This window comes from Microbacterium sp. 4R-513, from assembly GCF_011046485.1.
Classification (GTDB): Bacteria; Actinomycetota; Actinomycetes; order Actinomycetales; family Microbacteriaceae; genus Microbacterium.
In genome coordinates this window covers 937976-956905 of record NZ_CP049256.1, presented here as the reverse complement: position 1 = coordinate 956905, position 18930 = coordinate 937976, and the positions used below count along the sequence as shown (strand labels likewise).

The following is an 18930-nucleotide window of genomic DNA, read 5'->3' as shown; positions in this document are numbered from 1 at the left end:
GCGATGACCGATACCACCGCACCCGCCGTGCCCGCGGCAGCCGCAGACGACGCGATCCCCGACGAGGACGTCTTCGAGCAGAAGGCCGTCCGGATGGCCAAGCGCGAGCGCCTCATCGCCGAGCGGACGGATGCCTCGGGCGGTGCGTACCCCGTCTCGGTCCCCGTCACCGACACGATCCCCGACCTCCGCGAGCGCTTCGGCGACCTCGAAGCCGGTGCCGAGACGGGCGTGACGGCCGCCGTCGCGGGCCGCATCGTTTTCAGCCGCAACACCGGCAAGCTGTGCTTCGCGACTCTCCAGGCCGGTGACGGCAGCCGCATCCAGGCGATGGTGTCGCTGGCGGGTGTCGGCGAGGAGTCGCTTCAGGAGTGGAAGGACCTCGTCGACCTCGGCGACCACGTGTATGTGCGGGGCGAGGTCATCTCGAGCCGTCGTGGCGAGCTGTCGATCATGGTCGCCGATTGGGCGATCGCCTCGAAGGCGATCCTGCCGCTGCCGAACATGTACTCGGAGCTCAGCGAGGAGAGCCGCGTCCGCAGCCGCTTCCTCGACCTGATCGTGCGGGACCGTGCCCGCGAGACGGTGGTCGCCCGCGCCAAGACCAACGCGAGCCTGCGCGAGACGTTCACGAGCCACGGCTTCCTCGAGGTCGAGACGCCCATGCTGCAGGTGCAGCACGGTGGAGCGAGCGCACGGCCGTTCATCACGAAGTCCAACGCGTTCGACACCGACCTGTACCTGCGCATCGCCCCGGAGCTCTTCCTCAAGCGCGCCGTCGTCGGCGGGCTGGAGCGGGTGTTCGAGATCAACCGCAACTTCCGCAACGAGGGCGCGGACTCGACTCACAGCCCCGAGTTCGCGATGCTCGAGGCCTACCAGGCGTACTCCGACTACAACGGCATCGCCGACCTCACGCAGGAGCTCATCCAGAACGCGGCTGTCGCCGTCGCCGGGTCGACGACCGTGACCTGGGCCGACGGCACCGTGTACGACCTCGGGGGCGAGTGGGACCGGATCTCGATGTACGGCTCGCTGTCCGAGGCATCCGGTCGCCACGTCACGCCCGAGACGTCGCTCGACGAGCTGCTCGCCTTCGCGGAGTCGGAGGGCGTCGAGGTGCCGCCCCACGCGACGCACGGCAAGCTCGTGGAGGAGCTCTGGGAGCACTTCGTCAAGCCGAGCCTGACACGTCCGACGTTCGTCATGGACTTCCCGGTCGACACCAGCCCCCTCGTGCGCGAGCACCGCTCGATCGCGGGTGTCGTCGAGAAGTGGGACCTCTATGTTCGCGGCTTCGAGCTCGCGACGGGGTACTCCGAGCTCATCGACCCGGTGATCCAGCGGGAGCGGTTCGAGGAGCAGGCGAAGCTCGCCGCTCGCGGCGACCTCGAGGCGATGCGCATCGACAACGAGTTCCTCCGGGCGATGGAGCACGGCATGCCGCCGATGGGCGGCATGGGCATGGGCATCGACCGACTGCTGATGGCGCTTACGGGCCTCGGCATCCGCGAGACCATCCTCTTCCCGCTCGTCAAGTAGCGGCATCCACCTCCGTCCGTTCATCGCGGCCGGAAGGCCCAGTCCGGCAGATGTCCCGCGTGCACGAACGAGCGGACGATCTCGGCGAGCCCGTGCTCGGGCTCGATCTCGCACGCCTGGACGGCATACCGCTCGGCGTGCGTCGAGCGGCCCAGCGCCCACGACAGCCACGCGCAGGTCGCGAGCGGCCCCGGCCGGAGCGGCTCCGGCGCTGACGCGGCGACGCGGCGAGCCAGCGCGAGCGCCTGCTCGAGCCGTCGAGGCTCTGGACGCTCGCCCTCGCCCCACATGTGCATCGCGAGGTGGGCCGGATACTCCTCACCGGCTTCCCACCGCAACTGCGCGTCGAATGCCTCGTCGCCGGCGTCGAGCCCGCCGCACCACTCGACGAGCGCGATGTCGCGGAGCGCGGGACGCGCGAGGCACCAGACCATCACGGCGATGTCGTACGGCGGGAGGTCGGCGGCGTCCCATGTGAGCGCCTCCTCGAAGAGGGTCGGAAGGTCGTCGAGCGCGCACACCGCCGACAGCGCGTGCGGATCCACCCGCGCGCCGTCATCGGCTGCTGCGGCTCCGGCATCCGTCCCGCACAGGAGGTCGACGGCGTCGGCGAGATTGCGCAGCGCGGCGTCCACAGCCTCGCATTCGGCGGGGTCGGATGCGTCGAGCTCCGCGCCGGAGCTCTGATCGCCGTCGGCGACCGCGAGGTGCTCGGCCCCCGGCGGCTCATCGCCCAGGTCGGCGATCGGCCGGCCACCCGGCGGAAGGTCGACGTCGAGGTACGACCCCCACGCATCCGCGCCGACGCACAGGGCGTCGACGAGGCGCAGGCCGCACTCGTCGGCGCGATACCCGAGCGCCGTCGCGAGGGCGGCGCGAGGCATCCGATCTCCGAAGGCTTCGTCGGTGTACACGACGGCGGTGAGCGCATCGGCGTCGGGGAGACGGCACACCATGCCGACGAAGGTCGCCGCCAACGCGTCGACGTCGGCGTCGTGGTCGGGGAGGTCGAGCCGCATGGCACCGAGGCTGCGGGAACCGGCGAAGGGGATGAGGACGAGGCTGCGCGTCGGGCGATAGCCGAGCATGCGCGGCACGAGAGCGAGGAACTGGGCCGCACCGGCGGCTCTCACGATGGTGGTCATGCGTCCGAGCGTCGCGTGCAGGCGGTCGCGAGAACGGCCCAGGCGTCGGCTGAGGAGAGATGCCCGCCGAATGCCGGGATGGGGAGGAGAGGCCGCAGCGAAGCGGGCCCGGGAGACCGCATCCCGCCCGGGTATCCTGGTCGTGTGGAGAACTACTGGGTCGCCGTCTTCTGGTCGCTGATTCCGACCGTCGTCGTCAGCGCCCTCTTCTTCTTCATCCTGCGCAGCATCCTCCGCGCGGACCGCACCGAGCGTCGCGTTTACGCGCGCATCGAAGCCGAGCAGCGTGCCAAGCGGGGCCTGCCGGCGACGGATGCCGCGAGCGACGCACCCCGTTGACGTCCGGGCCGGGCACTACGCTGGGCACACCGCCGCCGGTCGGCGGGCGATGAGGGGGCTTCCGGGGTGATCACCGTCACGTTCGACGCGTCCTGGTGGCTGATCCTCGTCTTCCTCTTCGATCTCACGGTCCGCGTGCTGGCGATCATCTTCGTCCCGCGCAACCGTCGTCCGACCTCCGCGACGGCCTGGCTGCTCGCGATCTACTTCATCCCGCTGATCGGCGTGCTGCTGTTCCTGCTCATCGGCAACCCCCGTCTGCCGCGCAAGCGCCGGCGCAAGCAGGAGCGGATCAACGACTACATCCACGACACGAGCGCGCACCTCGACTTCGGCACCTACCGGCCGAATGCGCCCGAGTGGTTCACCTCGCTGGTCACCCTCAACCGCAACCTCGGCGCCATGCCGCTCGCCGGCGACAACGGCGCGCACCTCATCTCGGACTACCAGGTGAGCCTCGACAACATGGCCGACGCCATCCGCCAGGCCCAGCGGTACGTGCACGTCGAGTTCTACATCCTGCAGACGGATGCCTCGACCGACAACTTCTTCCGGGCGCTGGAAGAGGTCGCGGCCCGAGGCGTCACGGTGCGCGTTCTCCTCGACCATTGGGCGAACCGCGGCAAGCCGTACTACCGCAAGACGCTGCGCCGCCTCGACGCGATGGGCGCGCAGTGGTACTTGATGCTTCCGGTGCAGCCGTTCAAGGGCAAGTACCAGCGGCCCGACCTGCGCAACCACCGCAAGCTGCTCGTCGTCGACGGGCTGGTCGCCTTCATGGGATCGCAGAACGTCACGGATTCCACCTACAACCTGCGCCGGAACATCAAGCGGGGGCTGCACTGGGTCGACCTCATGGTCCGCGTCGAGGGGCCGGTCGTGGCATCCATCAATGCCGTCTTCTTGTCGGACTGGTACAGCGAGACCGACGAGGTGCTCACCGATGAGATCGACCTCTTCGACGTGACGACGGGGCCCGGCGACCTCGACTGCCAGATCATCCCGTCAGGTCCGGGATTCGAGTTCGAGAACAATCTGCGCCTGTTCCTCGGCCTCATGTACTACGCGCAGCGCAAGGTCATCGTTGTGAGCCCGTACTTCGTGCCCGACGAGGCCCTCCTCAACGCCATCACGACGGCATGCCACCGGGGACTGCAGGTGGAGCTGTTCGTCTCGGAGGAGGGCGACCAGGCGGTCGTATATCACGCCCAGCGCAGCTATTACGAGGTGCTCCTGCGCGCGGGAGTGAAGATCTGGATGTACCGGAAGCCGTTCATCCTGCACTCGAAGTCGATGACGATCGACGACGAGGTCGCCATCATCGGGTCGAGCAACATGGACATGCGCTCGTTCGGCCTCAACATGGAGATCTCGATGCTCGTGCGCGGCGAGGAGTTCATCCGCGAGATGCGCCAGGTCGAGCAGCACTACCGCGATCTGAGCCGCGAGCTCACCCTCGAAGAATGGGAGAAGCAGCCGCTTCGCTCCACGGTGCTCGACAATCTTGCCAGGCTCACTTCCGCGCTCCAGTGAGGCGGCTTCGAAGTTTCGTGACCAGCGTGTTATCGATCCTTCCGGGTTCCCTCAGGGTCGCTGGGCCATGATTGACCTGCCGACCGCCGGGGCACGTGCGACGCGAGGCATTCCTCGTCGAAAGGCACGCTCATGTCACCTCGTTCCGTTCTCGCCGGGGTAGGGGCACTCGCCCTGGCCGGCCTGCTGCTCACCGGCTGTGCGACCACCTCCGGGGGCGCCGCGACGCCCGCGCCGACGAAGTCCTCGTCGCCGACGGTTGAGGCCGATCCCGACCTCGGAGCCGCCTGGCTCGACAACGGCCGCATGATCGGACTCGTCACCCTCGGCAGCTCGACGTGCGTGCCCGTCGCGGACGAGCCGAAGCTCGACGACGACGGCGTGCTCCAGGTGACGCTGGTCGCTCCCGAGGCCGCGAAGCCCTGCACGACCGACCTGGTTCCGCGCGTGACGCTCGTCGGGGTGCCGTCAGACGTCGACCCCGCCGACGACCTGCAGATCCAGGTCTCGGGCGACGACTACTACGGCGAGGTGGAGCTCGTCGGCGTCAAGGGCCTCAAGCCCGGCGGCGAGACCGACTACAACCCGAGCGCGGGCTGGGCGACCACTGCCGGCCAGTTCGTGATCCTCACGTGGGGCTCGTCGGGCTGCGTGCCGGTGATCCAGGATGTCGCCGCGACCGGACCCGCGCAGGTCACGGTGACGTACCAGACGCCTCCCGCCAACCAGATGTGCACGATGGACATGGCGCCGCGCGCCCAGGTCGCGTCGGTCAACGACCTGAAGGAGAGCTCGAACGTCGAGCTCGTCCTGACGGGCGACCAGTACGACAACGTCAAGGTCCCGATCTACGGCACCAACGCCTCCTGACCCTCGGTCTTCGAGATCCGGGATGCCTCGCCCCGAGGCATCCCGGGTCCCTTCCCGCGCCTCGCTTCGAGGCATCCCGGATCCCTTCCCGCGCCTCGCTTCGAGGCATCCCGGATCCCTTCGCGCGCCTCGCTTCGAGGCATCCCGGATCCCTTCCCGCGCCTCGCTTCGAGGCATCCCGGATCCCTTCCCGCGCCTCGCTTCCTGGGTTGCCCCGCGCCTCGCCCCCGCGGCGACCCTGTGGCCTGCCTCGCCTCGCCCCCGGGAGGCCCCGCGGAGTTGCCCCGCGGCAATTGGCTGGCTCCCGCCGCCGGCACCCGCAATTCGCCGCGGTTGAGCAGATCCGAGCAACGCTCGCCCGCGGCGACGCGCGTGTTGCGCGGAGGAGGACACGCAGGATGCCGCGGGGCAGGCGCGCGGCGCGGGGGCTCCTGCACAGCAGGCGTGGCGGGTGGGAGAGTCCACAGAGCCGGCTTCGGGCGCGGGCGTGGCTGAAGGCGGTGCCAGGCTCGGCGCGTGACGCGGCGTGGCATCCTTCCTTCGACACTGGGTCCGGTCTTCTCGACGTCCGAGGCGATCGGTTCGGGAGTCTCGAGATCCCGCCTTCGGGCCCGCGACCTCGATCGGCCCTTCCACGGAGTCCGGGTGCTGCGCCGACACGCAGGGGAAAGCGACACCGGGGGTTCGGATGCTGCTGAGCAGCGCATCCTGGAACTCGCAGCGCAGTTCGCCCACTGCATGACGCCCCACCAGTTCTTCAGCCACACGACGGCCGCGGTCATCTGGGGACTGCCGCTTCCGAGGAGGGTGCTCACGCCGGCTGTCCTCGACGTCGCGGTCTTCGCTCCCCGGCGCGGCCCCGGAAGCCCGCGGGTGCGCGGCCATGAGGTCGCCGAGCGGCTCGCGCATGCGCAGATCCACGAAGGGAGCGGCCTGCGCGTCGCCAGCCCGGCATCGACCTGGGCGATGCTCGGGGCCGTGCTGACCGACCCGTACGACCTCATCGCGGTCGGGGACGCGATCGTGCGTGTGCCGAGGCATACCGATGATCCGCCGGCGCTCGGGACCATCGCTCAACTCGGCCTGGCCGTCTCGGCGGGGCGGCGGGTGGGCATCGGAGCGCTCCGGCGAGCGCTGCCTCGCATATGCACGGGATCCTCCTCGAGGCCGGAGACCTGGATGCGACTAGCGCTGATCGATGACGGGCTTCCCGCGCCCGCGCCGAACTTCGACGTCCTCCACGACGGCCACTGGATCGCGCGGGTCGATCTCGCCTACCCGGCGTTCAAGATCGCCATCGAGTACGAGGGGGGAGCACCACCTCCTGGAGCCGGAGCAGTGGGCGCGCGATCTCGCACGGTACGACCGGTTGGCCGAAGCGGGGTGGAGAGTCATCCGGGTCACGAAGCGTGAAGTCTTCCAAGACCGACCGGCCCTCTGCGGGCGGGTGCGTCGCGCACTGGCGCAAGCCTCCTCGCGCTGAGCCGGATCCTCTGCCTTCACCCGCGGCAATGTGCGCGCACCCACCCGCGGCACCCACCGTTCTCCGCGGGCGAAACTCCACAGCACGCCGCTCGGCCGCGGCAAGGGGGGAGGGGATGTCTCGGGGGAGGCGTGCGCGCGGCGCGGGGTCAGTCGGCGCGGACGAGGAGGTCGCCGATCTCGCAGTCGAGTGCGCGGCAGATCGCCGACAGCGTCGAATATCGGATGGCTCGTGCCCGGTCGTTCTTGAGGACCGACAGGTTCACGACCGAGACGCCGACGAGCTGCGACAGGGAGGTGAGGGTCATGCCGCGCTCCTCGAGGAGCTCGTCGAGGCGGCAGTGGACTCCCGAGGGGCCCTCGTCTTCGGCGGGAGTCACACCAGCGCCTCGGTGTCGCGCTGCATGCGCGTGCCGATCTGGAACGCCGCCGCCACGAGCATGAGCGCGAGCGCGGCGCCGACCGGTGCCAGGTCGAGCTGAAGACTGAACCACGCGAACGACTCTGTTGCCGGGGTCGTCGTGTCGTCCGCGACGAGGGCGTCGGCACCCAGGTACTCCACGACGGACGATCGCGCCATGGCAGCGGCGAGCTGCGAGCCGAGACCGCCCACCATGACGGCGATCGCCGTGATGCCGATCCCGATGGGGAAGGCGCGCACGAACGGCCGGTCCCGCACGAGGGTGAACGAGAGCCAGGCGACGACGACGCTGACCGCGAGCACGCTGATGAGAGGGAGCGCGATCTCGAGGTAGAAGAGCCATCGCGACGCATCGGGGAGGCCCATGACCTCGGCCCACGCCGACTCGTAGCCGCTCGCCGCGACGTGGTCGACGCCCGCCAGTCGCTCAGGAGCCGTCGCCCCTGAATACTTCAATCCGGACACGCGGAAGGGCTCGACGTCGAAGATCCAGGCCGCGTTGCTGAAGAGGCCGATGGCGCAGGACAGGGCGTTGAGGATCGCCAGGCCCCCGATGATCGAGACGACCCACGACTCGGCTCGGCTGAGTCCGGTCGTGCCACCGCCGTCGCCGCGGCGCCAGAGGATCACGAACGCGAAGGCGGCGGTGATGGCGGCGGCCGGCACGAGGATGACCAGGTTGGCGGTCAGCGGATCCATCGCGATACCCCATATCGATAAACATTGTTATCGAGAAACGATATGGGTTGAGCGAGTGTGACGCAAGGTGGCGGGGCGCTATGCCCACGGCGAACAGCGGCTTGCGGCATCCGGTCGATCGTTACCCTCGTTTGTAAGACGCCCGGAGTACATCCGTACGCAGTGCGTCCCGGAGGAAAAGCGATGTTCGAGAGATTCACCGACCGTGCCCGTCGTGTGGTCGTCCTCGCCCAAGAAGAGGCGAAGATGCTGAACCACAACTACATCGGCACCGAGCACATCCTGCTCGGGCTCATCCACGAGGGCGAGGGCGTCGCCGCGAAGGCGCTCGAGTCGCTCGGCATCTCGCTCGACGCCGTGCGCGAGCAGGTGCAGGACATCATCGGTCAGGGTCAGCAGCAGCCGACCGGCCACATCCCCTTCACGCCGCGCGCCAAGAAGGTGCTCGAGCTGTCTCTGCGCGAGGCGCTGCAGCTCGGTCACAACTACATCGGCACGGAGCACATCCTGCTCGGCCTCATCCGCGAGGGCGAGGGCGTCGCCGCTCAGGTGCTCGTGAAGCTCGGCGCCGACCTCAACAAGGTGCGCCAGCAGGTGATCCAGCTGCTCTCGGGCTACCAGGGCAAGGAGCCGGCCGCCGTCTCGGGCGCCGCGCACGACAACCCGCAGGCTGCCCAGGGCGGCTCGCAGGTGCTCGACCAGTTCGGCCGCAACCTCACGCAGGCCGCGCGCGAGAACAAGCTCGACCCCGTCATCGGGCGCGAGAAGGAGATCGAGCGCGTGATGCAGATCCTGTCGCGCCGCTCGAAGAACAACCCCGTCCTGATCGGCGAGCCGGGCGTCGGCAAGACCGCCGTCGTCGAGGGCCTCGCGCAGGCGATCGTCAAGGGCGACGTGCCCGAGACGCTGAAGGACAAGCAGCTCTATTCGCTCGACCTCGGCTCGCTCATCGCCGGCTCCCGCTACCGCGGTGACTTCGAGGAGCGCCTGAAGAAGGTCACCAAGGAGATCCGCACGCGCGGCGACATCATCGTCTTCATCGACGAGATCCACACGCTCGTCGGCGCCGGTGCGGCCGAGGGCGCGATCGACGCCGCCTCGATCCTCAAGCCGCTCCTCGCTCGCGGCGAGCTGCAGACGATCGGTGCGACCACTCTCGACGAGTACCGCAAGCACTTCGAGAAGGATGCCGCGCTCGAGCGCCGCTTCCAGCCGATCCAGGTCGCCGAGCCGTCGCTGCCCCACGCGATCAACATCCTCAAGGGTCTGCGCGATCGCTACGAGGCGCACCACAAGGTGCAGATCACGGATGGCGCGATCGTCGCGGCGGCGAACCTCGCCGACCGCTACATCAGCGACCGCTTCCTCCCCGACAAGGCCATCGACCTGATCGACGAGGCGGGTGCCCGCCTGCGGCTGTCGATCCTGTCGTCCCCGCCCGAGCTGCGCGAGTTCGACGAGCGCATCTCGAAGGTCCGCACCGACAAGGAACAGGCCTCCGAGGACCAGGACTTCGAGAAGGCCGCGTCGCTCCGCGACGAGGAGAAGTCCCTCCTCGCCGAGCGCCTGCGGCTCGAGAAGCAGTGGCGCTCGGGTGACGTCGCGTCGCACGCGGTGGTCGACGAGGGCCTGATCGCCGAGGTTCTGGCGCAGGCCACCGGCATCCCGGTCTTCAAGCTGACCGAGGAGGAGTCGAGCCGCCTCGTCTTCATGGAGAAGGCGCTCCACCAGCGCGTCATCGGCCAGGAGGAGGCGATCGCCGCCCTCTCCAAGACGATCCGCCGTCAGCGTGCCGGCCTCAAGGACCCGAAGCGCCCGAACGGCTCGTTCATCTTCGCCGGCCCCACCGGCGTCGGAAAGACCGAGCTGGCGAAGGCCCTCGCGGAATTCCTCTTCGACGACGAGGCCGCGCTGATCTCGCTCGACATGAGCGAGTTCGGCGAGAAGCACACCGTCTCGCGCCTCTTCGGCGCCCCTCCCGGATTCGTCGGATTCGAAGAGGGCGGCCAGCTCACCGAGAAGGTGCGCCGCAAGCCGTTCTCGGTCGTGCTCTTCGACGAGATCGAGAAGGCGCACCCCGACATCTTCAACTCGCTCCTGCAGATCCTCGAAGAGGGTCGCCTGACCGACGGTCAGGGCCGCGTGGTCGACTTCAAGAACACCGTCATCATCATGACGACCAACCTCGGCGCACGTGACATCGCGGGCGGCCCGGTCGGGTTCCAGGTCGAGGGCGACAACGAGACGTCGTACAGCCGGATGAAGGGCAAGGTGCAGGAGGAGCTCAAGCGGCACTTCAAGCCCGAGTTCCTCAACCGCGTCGACGACATCATCGTCTTCCCGCAGCTGTCCAAGCCCGAGCTCATCCAGATCGTCGACCTCTTCACGAAGCGGCTCGGCGAGCGTCTGCTCGACCGCGACATGACGATCGAGCTCACGCTGGCCGCCAAGGAGCGGCTCATCGAGATCGGCTTCGATCCCGCGCTCGGTGCTCGGCCGCTGCGCCGCGCGATGCAGCACGAGGTCGAGGACCGTCTGAGCGAGCGCATCCTGCACGGTCAGCTCGAGTCCGGCGACCACATCACGGTCGACGCGAAGGACGGCGAGTTCGTCTTCGAGAACGGGCCCCGCGGCGAGAAAGTCGCGGTCGGCGTCTCGTCGACGCCCGAGATCGCGGCCACGCCGGATCTCGCGATCACCTCGGACTGAGACCCTGCGCCCTCGGGCGCTGAACGAACGAAGAGCGGATGCTGCGGCATCCGCTCTTCGTCGTCCGACGGTGTGTTGCGCCTAGGCTTGATCCGTGACCTCCTTCCGTGTGCGCCCGGCCCGGACGGCCGATGTGCGGGGGATCCAGGAGATCCTGGAGCCGTTCGTGCAGCGGCGGATCCTGCTCGGCAAAGACATCGTCGTGCTCTACGAGTCGGTGCAGCAGTTCCTGGTCGCCGAGGATGACGGCGGCCGGCTCATCGGCTGCGGCGCACTCCACGTGATGTGGGAGGACCTCGGCGAGATCCGCACGCTCATCGTCGTCGACGAGTGGCTGCAGCACGGAGTCGGCCGGGCGATCGTCGAAGGGCTGGAAGAGCAGGCGCGCACGCTCGGGCTCACCCGCCTGTTCTGCCTCACCTTCGAGGTCGACTTCTTCACGCGGCGCGGGTTCGCGCCCATCGGGGAGCAGGTCGTCGACCCCGACGTGTACTCGCAGCTCGTGCGGTCGCCCGATGAGGGCGTTGCGGAGTTCCTCGACCTCGCGCACGTCAAGCCGAACACCCTGGGCAACACCCGGATGCTCAAGCAGCTCTGACCCCCGATGCCCCGGGGTTCGCGGACCGCGGCCGGACGGCGCCGGGCGGGCGCGTGGGCCCGGCGCTCTGCAACCTTCAGCCGGGCGGTTCGCGACGGTGACTCTCAGGGGACGCGCTTAGCCTGGAGTCATGACCCGAACGAGCACGACGACGCGTCGGCGCGCCCACTCGGCGGCCGTCTACCGACGCCGTCGGCTCGCGGTCATCATCGCCGTGCTCCTCGTGGCCGGAATCACCGCCTGGCTGCTGGTCGCGCAGCCGTGGCGCGGGCTCGCCCTCGCCGCCGCTCCGTCCCCGACGGCGTCGCACTCCGCTTCGTCCACCCCCACGCCGAGTCCCACCCCGACGCCGACTCCCACCCCGACGCCGACTCCGAGCTCCGAGACGACTCCGACCGAGACGCCGACGCCCGCCGCGACGGGAACGGCCAAGCCGTGCCTTTCGAGCGCCGTCCTCGTGGAGGCGGTGACGGATGCCGACACCTACCAGGCCGGTCAGAACCCGCAGCTCTCGATCAAGCTCACGAATGCAGGCGCCGCGGACTGCACGCTCAACGTCGGAACGACGACGCAGGTCTTCACCATCACGAGCGGCGACGACGTATGGTGGCGATCGACCGACTGCCAGACCGAGCCGAGCGACATGATCGTCACGCTCGCAGCGGGTCAGAGCGTGTCGAGCGCCGCACCCCTGACATGGGACCGCACGCGTTCGTCGGTCTCGACGTGCGATACGGGCAATCGTCCGGTCGCGCCGGCGGGCGGCGCGTCGTACCACGTGACCGTCGAGATCGGCGGCATCCCGGCCACGGGCTCGAAGCAGATCATCCTCTACTGACCGGCCGCGGGGTCGGGTCGGCGAGCGTGGACGAAGCACCGCCGGTCACGGATCATCCGAACGCGGCTGTCATCTCCTCGTGATGGGTCGTGGCGGCGTCGCCCGCGGTGGGCTCGGGAACGACGTAGAGACCGGTCTGCTGGTTGGCGGTGTACGCGAGAGCCTCGAGCCACTGCCGGTTCAACTGCGGCTGCCGACTGCCGTAGTACTTGAACGCCATCGCGCAGTTCGAATGCAGCCAGACGCTCGTGCGGCCGTCACCGAGACTGGGGTCGTCGCGCCAGCTGAAGAAGAACGACTCGCTCCGCCGGAGCTTCGTTCCGATGACCATCTGCAGGTGATACAGCAATCGGTCTTCGAACTCGATCCGCACCGAGTTCTCATACGTGAATCTGCCCATGATGGGCTCCTCTTGCGCTCCCGCCGAGTCGAGCGCCGGACGCGGTCCGAAGGCGGGGGCACTGCCCGGGCCGCTGCCGTCCGTTTCCTCCCCCGCGGCCGCGACGGCCGCTCTTCTCTTCACGGTCCTCTCTTTCCGGCGGGAGAGCGAGGAATTCACGGATCTCTCATCCGCATCGCTGCGCGCGTAGATCAAGGGCCGGGCGCCCCCAGCACCCGGCCCCATCCCCCCTGCCAGGTTGTCACGGCTTGCCGTCGAAGACCTCACCCTCCATCGCGTCGTAGCCCTCGGTCTGCGGGTCGCCATGGTGGCCGCCCGAGAGGGCGTACTCCTCCTCCGGGGAGAGCACGAGACGATGGCGGAAGTAGAGCGCGAAGCCGACGAGGATGACCAGGTACACGATGCCGATCGCGATGATCGCGGGAAGGAACGTCGGGTTGAGCAGGAACCCGACGAAGATGAGCGCGGCGATGACCGCGGCGACGACGGCGCCGGGCACGCCCCACGGGCTCAGGTAGGGGCGTTCGGCGTTCGGGTACTTCCGGCGCAGGATGATGAACGACACCATCTGCAGGAGGTACGCGAGCACCGCGCCCCACACCGCGATGTTGAGGACGATGGCTCCCGCCACCGCTCCCGCTCCCTCGTTGAGCGCGGCGATCGTGTCGAGAGCTACGAGCGCGATGAAGCCGATGACCGCTCCCACGACGAGCGCGACCCACGGGGTCTTGCGCTTGCCGGTGAGCGAAAGGAAGCGCGGGTAGTAGCCCGCTCGCGAGAGCGAGTACATGTTGCGGCCGTAGGCGAACATGATGCCCTGCAGCGAGGCGAGTAGCCCGACCAGTGCGAAGAGCGCCAGCACCGCCGCCGCGCCGTCGCCGACGATCGCGCGGAAGCCGTCGAGGAGCGGCTCGGCCGCCACCCCCGTCGCCTCTGCGCCGAGCACGCCGGTGTTGAGGAACAGCACCAGGAGGCCCGTCACGATCAGCGTGCCGCGTGCCCAGAAACCCGCTCGAGGGATGTCCCGGACCGGATCGTGCGACTCCTCTGCGGCGAGCGGCAGCTCCTCGATGCCGAGGAAGAACCACATCGCGAACGGCAGGGCGAAGAGGATCGGGAGGACGCCGTGCGGGAGGAACGCCGACTGGCCGGCATCCGGGACGATGTCCCACAGGGCGTCCCACGAGAAGGCTCCCGAGAAGATCGCCATCGCCGAGAAGACGAGGATGATGCCGATCGAGATGATCGAGACGACGATCGCGAACTTGAACGAGATGTTGGCGCCCGCCGCGTTGAGCGCGATGAAGGCGACGTAGAGGATGATCCACCACACCCATCCCGGAAGCGAGATCCCGAGGAGCTCACTGGTGATGGCATCGGCGTACGACGCCGAGAAGTAGACGATGACGGCCGTGGTCGCGACGTACTCGATCGTCTCGGCCGCCCCGGTGACGAGACCGCCCCACGGCCCCATGGCCGATCGTGCGAACGAGTACGCCCCGCCCGTGTGCGGCATCGCAGCCGCCATCTCGCCGATCGAGAAGATCATGCCGTAGTACATGAGCACGAGGATCGCGAAGGCGATGAGCATGCCGCCGAATCCCGCGAAGTCGATGCCGAAGTTCCACCCGGAGAAGTCGCCCGAGATCACCGCGGCGACCGCGAGACCCCAGAGGCCCCACACGCCGGCGGACCGCTGAAGCGTCCGTTTCTCGAAATAGCCCTGGCCGGCGCGGTTATATGTCGCCCCGGCGACCTTCCGGGCCTCGCTCCTCGACTCTGCCATGCTTCCTCCGTGCGCTCGGGTGCGGCGCGGGGGATGCGCCTTGCGCAAGATTGTGGCCTTATTGGTTGGCTGTGTCTACCTTTGGACGCAACTTGCTGGTTAGGGTGGACGAGCGCGCCACCACCGGCGAGCACTCCAGGGGAGGGTGACGGATGCCGGGAAACCTCAGCGTGTCGGAACTCGAAGCGGCGATCGCGGCGGGTGACATCGACACCGTCGTCGTGGCCTTCGCCGACGCGCAGGGCCGTCTCGTCGGCAAGCGCGTGTCGGCCCGACTCTTCCAGGAGGAGGTGCTCCCACACGGCGCCGAGGCGTGCAACTACCTCCTTTCGGTGGATGTCGACATGAACACCGTCGACGGCTACGCCATGTCGAGCTGGGAGACCGGATACGGCGACATGATGCTGCTCTCCGACCCCGCCACCCTCCGGCGCATCCCCTGGCTTCCCGGTTCGGCTCTCGTCATCGCAGACCTCGGTTGGGAGAGCGGTGCGCCCGTGGTCCAGTCGCCTCGCGACATCCTGAAGACCCAGCGCGCACTCCTCGCCGACCGGGGTCTCGTCGCCTACTCGGGCACAGAACTCGAGTTCATCGTCTTCGATGAGACGTATCGGGATGCCTGGACCAAGGGCTACCGCGACCTCAAGCCGTCCACCGACTACAACGTCGACTACGACATCCTCGCCTCGGGGCGGCTCGAGCCGCTCCTGCGCGACATCCGTCTCTCGATGGACGGCGCCGGCCTCTACACGGAGGGCGTGAAGGGCGAGTGCAACCTCGGCCAGCAGGAGATCGCCTTCCGCTACGCCGAGGTGCTCGAGACCGCGGACCAGCACACGATCTACAAGAACGGTGCGAAGGCCATCGCCGACAAGCACGGCAAGGCCATCACGTTCATGGCGAAGTTCAACGAGCGCGAGGGCAACAGCTGCCACATCCACCTCTCACTGCGCGATGAGGGCGGCACGCCCGTCATGGCAGGCGACGGCGGACACGGATTCAGCCCCCTCATGGAGCACTGGATCGCGGGCATCCTCGCGACGCTCCGCGAGTTCACCCTGCTCTACGCGCCCACGATCAACTCCTACAAGCGCTACGCCCGGGGATCCTTCGCGCCGACCGGCGTCGCCTGGGGCCTCGACAACCGCACCTGCGCCCTGCGGGTCATCGGGCACGGATCGTCCCTGCGCGTCGAGAACCGAGTGCCCGGAGGCGACGTCAACCCGTACCTCGGCATCGCCGCGATCATCGCCGGCGGGCTCCACGGCGTCGAGCACGAGCTCCCGCTGCCCGAGCCGCTCGCCGGAAACGCGTACACCTCCGGCGTGGACCACCTGCCGACCACGCTGCGCGACGCGGCGCGCCTGTTCGACGAGTCGGCGATCGCGCGCGCCGCCTTCGGCGACGAAGTGGTCGAGCACTATCTCAATCAAGCGCGCATCGAGGTCGAGGCCTTCGATGCGGCGGTGACGGACTGGGAGCGGGTGCGTGGTTTCGAACGACTCTGACGCGGGCCGGACGCCCGTCATCGGCCTCACGACCTATCTCGAGCAGGCGAAGCAGGGCGTCTGGGACGTCCGTGCCGCATTCCTGCCCCAGCAGTACTTCACGTCGGTGACCGACGCCGGCGGCATCGCGGTGCTCCTCCCGCCCCAGCGCGGCACCGCGACGGGGATCGACACGGATGCCGCGGCCGCCGCCGTGCTCGACGGCCTGGACGGCCTCATCCTGACCGGCGGACTGGACGTCGATCCCGCGCTCTACGGCGCGGAGCGGCATCCGCTCACCGATCCGTCACGCGCGGACCGCGACGAGTGGGAGCTCGCGCTCTTCCGAGGAGCGGAGGAGCGACGGATGCCGGTGCTCGCCATCTGCCGCGGGCTTCAGCTCGTGAACGTCGCCCGGGGCGGGACGCTGCACCAGCACCTTCCGGAGGCGCTCGGCACCGAGCGGTACCGCATCGGCGGAGGCGTGTTCGCGACGAACACCGTCGAGGTCGCCCCGAATTCGCGCCTGGCCGGGATGCTGGGAGCCGGCGCCTTCGACGTGCACAGCTACCACCACCAGGGTATCGACCGGCTCGGGGAGGGCCTCGTTCCGGTCGCTGCGACGGACGACGGCCTCGTGCAGGCGTTCGAGTCGGAGGGCGAGGGGTACGTCGTCGGGGTGCAGTGGCATCCCGAGGAGAATGCCGAGGACAAGCGGCTCTTCGAGGGGCTCGTGGCCGAGGCATCCGTCTTCGCGGCGGCGAAGTCTCGGTCGTTGAGCGAGCGGAGCGAGACGAAACGCCCCGGACCGACGGGGGCGGTCGCATGACCGACACCTTCACCCTCATCAACCCCGCGACGGGGCAGGCCTTCCAGGAGGTGCCGCGGGCGTCGGTCGAGGAGGTCGACGACGCCATCGCGCGCGCGGTCGTCGCGCAGCGCGCGTGGGCGTCTCTCGCTCCCGTGGCCCGAGCCGATGCTCTGCGCGCGTTCGCGCGGGTCGTCGAGGACCATGTCGAAGAGCTCGCCGCTCTCGAGGTGCAGAATTCGGGGCATCCGATCAGCTCCGCGCGGTGGGAGGCATCCCATGTCGCGCAGGTGCTCAACTTCTACGCCGGTGCGCCCGAGCGCCTGAGCGGACAGCAGATCCCCGTCGCCGGCGGGCTCGATGTCACCTTCCACGAGCCCTACGGCGTGGTCGGGATCATCGTGCCGTGGAACTTCCCCATGACGATCGCATCGTGGGGCTTCGCGCCGGCGCTCGCCGCGGGCAATGCCGTCGTGCTGAAGCCCGCGGAGCTCACCCCGCTCACCGCCGTGCGCATCGGCGAGCTCGCCCTACGGGCCGGCCTTCCTGAGGGTCTCCTCACGGTCATCACCGGTTCGGGGTCGGTCGTCGGCCAGCGGTTCGTGTCGCACCCCGACGTGCGCAAGGTTGTGTTCACGGGCTCGACCGAGGTCGGAGTCTCGGTCGCCGCGGGATGCGCGCAAGGCCTCAAGCCTGTGACGCTCGAGCTCGGCGGGAAGAGCGCGAACATCGTCTTCGCCGATGCCGACCTCGAGAAGGCGGCCGCTGCGGCACCCGGCGCCGTGTTCGACAACGCCGGACAGGACTGCTGCGCGCGCAGCCGCATCCTCGTCGAGCGGTCCGTGCACGACCGATTCCTCGAGCTGCTCGAGCCCGCCGTGCGGGATTGGCGCGTCGGAGATCCGTCGCTCGAGACGACCGAGATGGGGCCCCTCATCTCGGCGGGGCACCGGTCGACGGTGGCCGGGTTCCTCGACGGCGCGGAGGTCGCGTTCCAGGGCGAGGCGCCCGGCGGCGACGGCTTCTGGTTCCCGCCGACCGTCGTGCTCGCCGGGCGCGAGGACCGCATCGCCCGGGAAGAGGTGTTCGGCCCTGTCCTGGCCGTGCTGCCGTTCGACGACGAGGCCGATGCCATCCGCCTCGCGAACGACACGATCTACGGCCTCGCGGGTTCGCTCTGGACCGAGAACCTCGGCCGCGCCGTCCGCGTCGCGCGCGGGGTCAAGAGCGGCGTGCTGTCGGTCAACTCGCACTCGTCGGTGCGCTACTGGACGCCGTTCGGCGGGATGAAGGCGTCGGGGCTCGGCCGCGAACTCGGCCCGGACGCCGCCGAGCACTTCACCGAGACCAAGAACGTCTTCTTCGCGACGGATGCCTAGGCCCATGGCATCCCCGGTCCCAGCCCCCGTTTCCGTGTCCCGAAGTTGGCCGCTTGAGCGCCGCTCAAGCGGCCGATTTCGGGACATGCACCAGGAAGGAATGAACAGCCGATGGATCTGACGCAGCGACTGAAGGATCGGGTGGCGATCATCACCGGCGGTGCCTCGGGCATCGGGCTCGCGACCGCGCGCCGCTTCGCGGCGGAGGGCGCCGCGGTCGTCATCGCGGACCTCGACCCGACGACGGGCGAGAAGGCGGCCGGCGACGTGGGTGGCCTGTACCGCCGCGTCGACGTGGCGGACGAGGCATCCGTCGACGAACTCTTCGACGGCGTCTTCGACCAGTTCGGACGCCTCGACATCGCGTTCAACAACGCCGGCATCTCCCCCGCCGACGACGACTCCATCGAGACGACGGAGCTGCCCGCGTGGGATCGCGTGCAGGACGTGAATCTCAAGAGCGTCTACCTATGCTCCCGTGCGGCGCTCAGACACATGGTGCCGCAGGGGCGCGGCTCGATCGTCAACACCGCGTCGTTCGTCGCGCTGCTCGGTTCGGCCACGTCGCAGATCTCGTACACGGCGTCGAAGGGCGGCGTACTCGCCATGACCCGCGAGCTCGGCGTGCAGTTCGCGCGGCATGGCATCCGCGTCAATGCGCTGTGCCCTGGCCCCGTCAACACTCCGCTGCTGCAGGAGCTCTTCGCCAAGGACCCGGAGCGCGCGCAGCGCCGGCTCGTCCACGTGCCGATGGGACGCTTCGCCGAGCCGGACGAGATGGCGGCCGCCGTCGCCTTCCTCGCTTCGGACGACGCGTCGTTCATCACGGCGACCGCGTTCGTGGTCGACGGCGGCATCACGAACGCCTACGTCACGCCCCTTTGAGCTTCCCCA

17 protein-coding genes are annotated in these 18930 nt (G+C 69.0%); 12 read left to right on the top strand and 5 right to left on the bottom strand.

Annotated features, from left to right (window positions below):
• The first annotated feature begins 3 nt into the window (after positions 1-3).
• Positions 4-1542, top strand: a complete 1539-nt coding sequence (gene lysS, locus G5T42_RS04095; RefSeq protein ID WP_165125821.1) for a lysine--tRNA ligase — start codon at positions 4-6, stop codon at positions 1540-1542.
• Between the two features lie 20 nt (positions 1543-1562).
• Here lysS and G5T42_RS04090 read toward each other — a convergent pair whose 3' ends face one another.
• The gene (locus G5T42_RS04090) at positions 1563-2687 is read right to left on the bottom strand and encodes a DUF4192 family protein (protein ID WP_165125818.1); all 1125 of its coding nucleotides are present in this window, start codon (positions 2685-2687) and stop codon (positions 1563-1565) included.
• Positions 2688-2831: 144 nt separating this feature from the next.
• Between G5T42_RS04090 and G5T42_RS04085 the strand changes: the two genes are divergently transcribed.
• The 4 genes from G5T42_RS04085 to G5T42_RS04070 all read left to right on the top strand — a co-directional run bounded on the left by G5T42_RS04085 (position 2832) and on the right by G5T42_RS04070 (position 6842).
• A complete protein-coding gene (locus G5T42_RS04085) occupies positions 2832-3026 on the top strand; it encodes a hypothetical protein (protein WP_165125815.1) in 195 nt (64 codons plus the stop codon).
• Between the two features lie 66 nt (positions 3027-3092).
• On the top strand, positions 3093-4559 hold the full coding sequence (gene cls / locus G5T42_RS04080; protein ID WP_165125812.1) for a cardiolipin synthase: 1467 nt from the start codon (positions 3093-3095) through the stop codon (positions 4557-4559).
• Between the two features lie 132 nt (positions 4560-4691).
• A complete protein-coding gene (locus tag G5T42_RS04075; protein ID WP_165125809.1) occupies positions 4692-5429 on the top strand; it encodes a hypothetical protein in 738 nt (245 codons plus the stop codon).
• 738 nt (positions 5430-6167) lie between these two features.
• Positions 6168-6842 carry a hypothetical protein gene (locus G5T42_RS04070; protein WP_241245951.1) on the top strand — a complete coding sequence of 225 codons (675 nt, stop codon included), beginning with the start codon at positions 6168-6170 and terminating at the stop codon, positions 6840-6842.
• A gap of 218 nt (positions 6843-7060) precedes the next feature.
• Here the strand turns inward: G5T42_RS04070 and G5T42_RS04065 are convergent, their stop codons facing one another.
• Positions 7061-7291 (bottom strand): helix-turn-helix domain-containing protein, encoded by a 231-nt coding sequence (locus G5T42_RS04065; protein WP_165125806.1) that lies wholly within the window; start codon positions 7289-7291, stop codon positions 7061-7063.
• Positions 7288-8031: a hypothetical protein gene (locus G5T42_RS04060; protein ID WP_165125803.1), complete on the bottom strand. Its 744-nt coding sequence runs from the start codon at positions 8029-8031 to the stop codon at positions 7288-7290. The genes G5T42_RS04065 and G5T42_RS04060 overlap by 4 nt, the downstream gene beginning before the upstream one ends.
• Before the next feature lie 183 nt (positions 8032-8214).
• Here G5T42_RS04060 and G5T42_RS04055 point away from each other — a divergent pair, with 183 nt between their 5' ends.
• The 3 genes from G5T42_RS04055 (at position 8215) to G5T42_RS04045 (ending at position 12176) form a co-directional block, all read left to right on the top strand.
• Positions 8215-10740 (top strand): ATP-dependent Clp protease ATP-binding subunit, encoded by a 2526-nt coding sequence (locus tag G5T42_RS04055; protein ID WP_165125800.1) that lies wholly within the window; start codon positions 8215-8217, stop codon positions 10738-10740.
• A 94-nt stretch (positions 10741-10834) separates the two neighbouring features.
• Complete coding sequence (locus G5T42_RS04050; RefSeq protein ID WP_165125797.1) at positions 10835-11338, top strand: amino-acid N-acetyltransferase; 504 nt, start codon at positions 10835-10837, stop codon at positions 11336-11338.
• A gap of 130 nt (positions 11339-11468) precedes the next feature.
• Positions 11469-12176, top strand: coding sequence for a hypothetical protein (locus G5T42_RS04045; RefSeq protein ID WP_206535706.1), 708 nt, complete (start codon positions 11469-11471; stop codon positions 12174-12176).
• A 52-nt stretch (positions 12177-12228) separates the two neighbouring features.
• Here the strand turns inward: G5T42_RS04045 and G5T42_RS04040 are convergent, their stop codons facing one another.
• Together G5T42_RS04040 and G5T42_RS04035 are read right to left on the bottom strand one after the other, a co-directional pair.
• Positions 12229-12576 (bottom strand): ATP-dependent DNA ligase, encoded by a 348-nt coding sequence (locus G5T42_RS04040; RefSeq protein WP_165125794.1) that lies wholly within the window; start codon positions 12574-12576, stop codon positions 12229-12231.
• Between the two features lie 241 nt (positions 12577-12817).
• Entirely contained in the window at positions 12818-14362 is a 1545-nt protein-coding gene (locus G5T42_RS04035; protein WP_165125791.1) for an amino acid permease, read from the bottom strand.
• A gap of 152 nt (positions 14363-14514) precedes the next feature.
• On the opposite strand from G5T42_RS04035, the gene G5T42_RS04030 reads away from it, so the two are divergent.
• From G5T42_RS04030 to G5T42_RS04015, 4 genes are all read left to right on the top strand, one after another.
• Positions 14515-15870 (top strand): glutamine synthetase family protein, encoded by a 1356-nt coding sequence (locus G5T42_RS04030; RefSeq protein WP_165125788.1) that lies wholly within the window; start codon positions 14515-14517, stop codon positions 15868-15870.
• Complete coding sequence (locus G5T42_RS04025) at positions 15851-16678, top strand: gamma-glutamyl-gamma-aminobutyrate hydrolase family protein (protein ID WP_165125785.1); 828 nt, start codon at positions 15851-15853, stop codon at positions 16676-16678. The genes G5T42_RS04030 and G5T42_RS04025 overlap by 20 nt, the downstream gene beginning before the upstream one ends.
• A complete protein-coding gene (locus G5T42_RS04020) occupies positions 16675-18036 on the top strand; it encodes an aldehyde dehydrogenase family protein (RefSeq protein WP_165125782.1) in 1362 nt (453 codons plus the stop codon). Before G5T42_RS04025 ends, G5T42_RS04020 begins: the two co-directional genes overlap by 4 nt.
• A 111-nt stretch (positions 18037-18147) precedes the next feature.
• On the top strand, positions 18148-18921 hold the full coding sequence (locus tag G5T42_RS04015) for a 3-oxoacyl-ACP reductase (protein WP_165125779.1): 774 nt from the start codon (positions 18148-18150) through the stop codon (positions 18919-18921).
• Positions 18922-18930 lie beyond the last annotated feature (9 nt).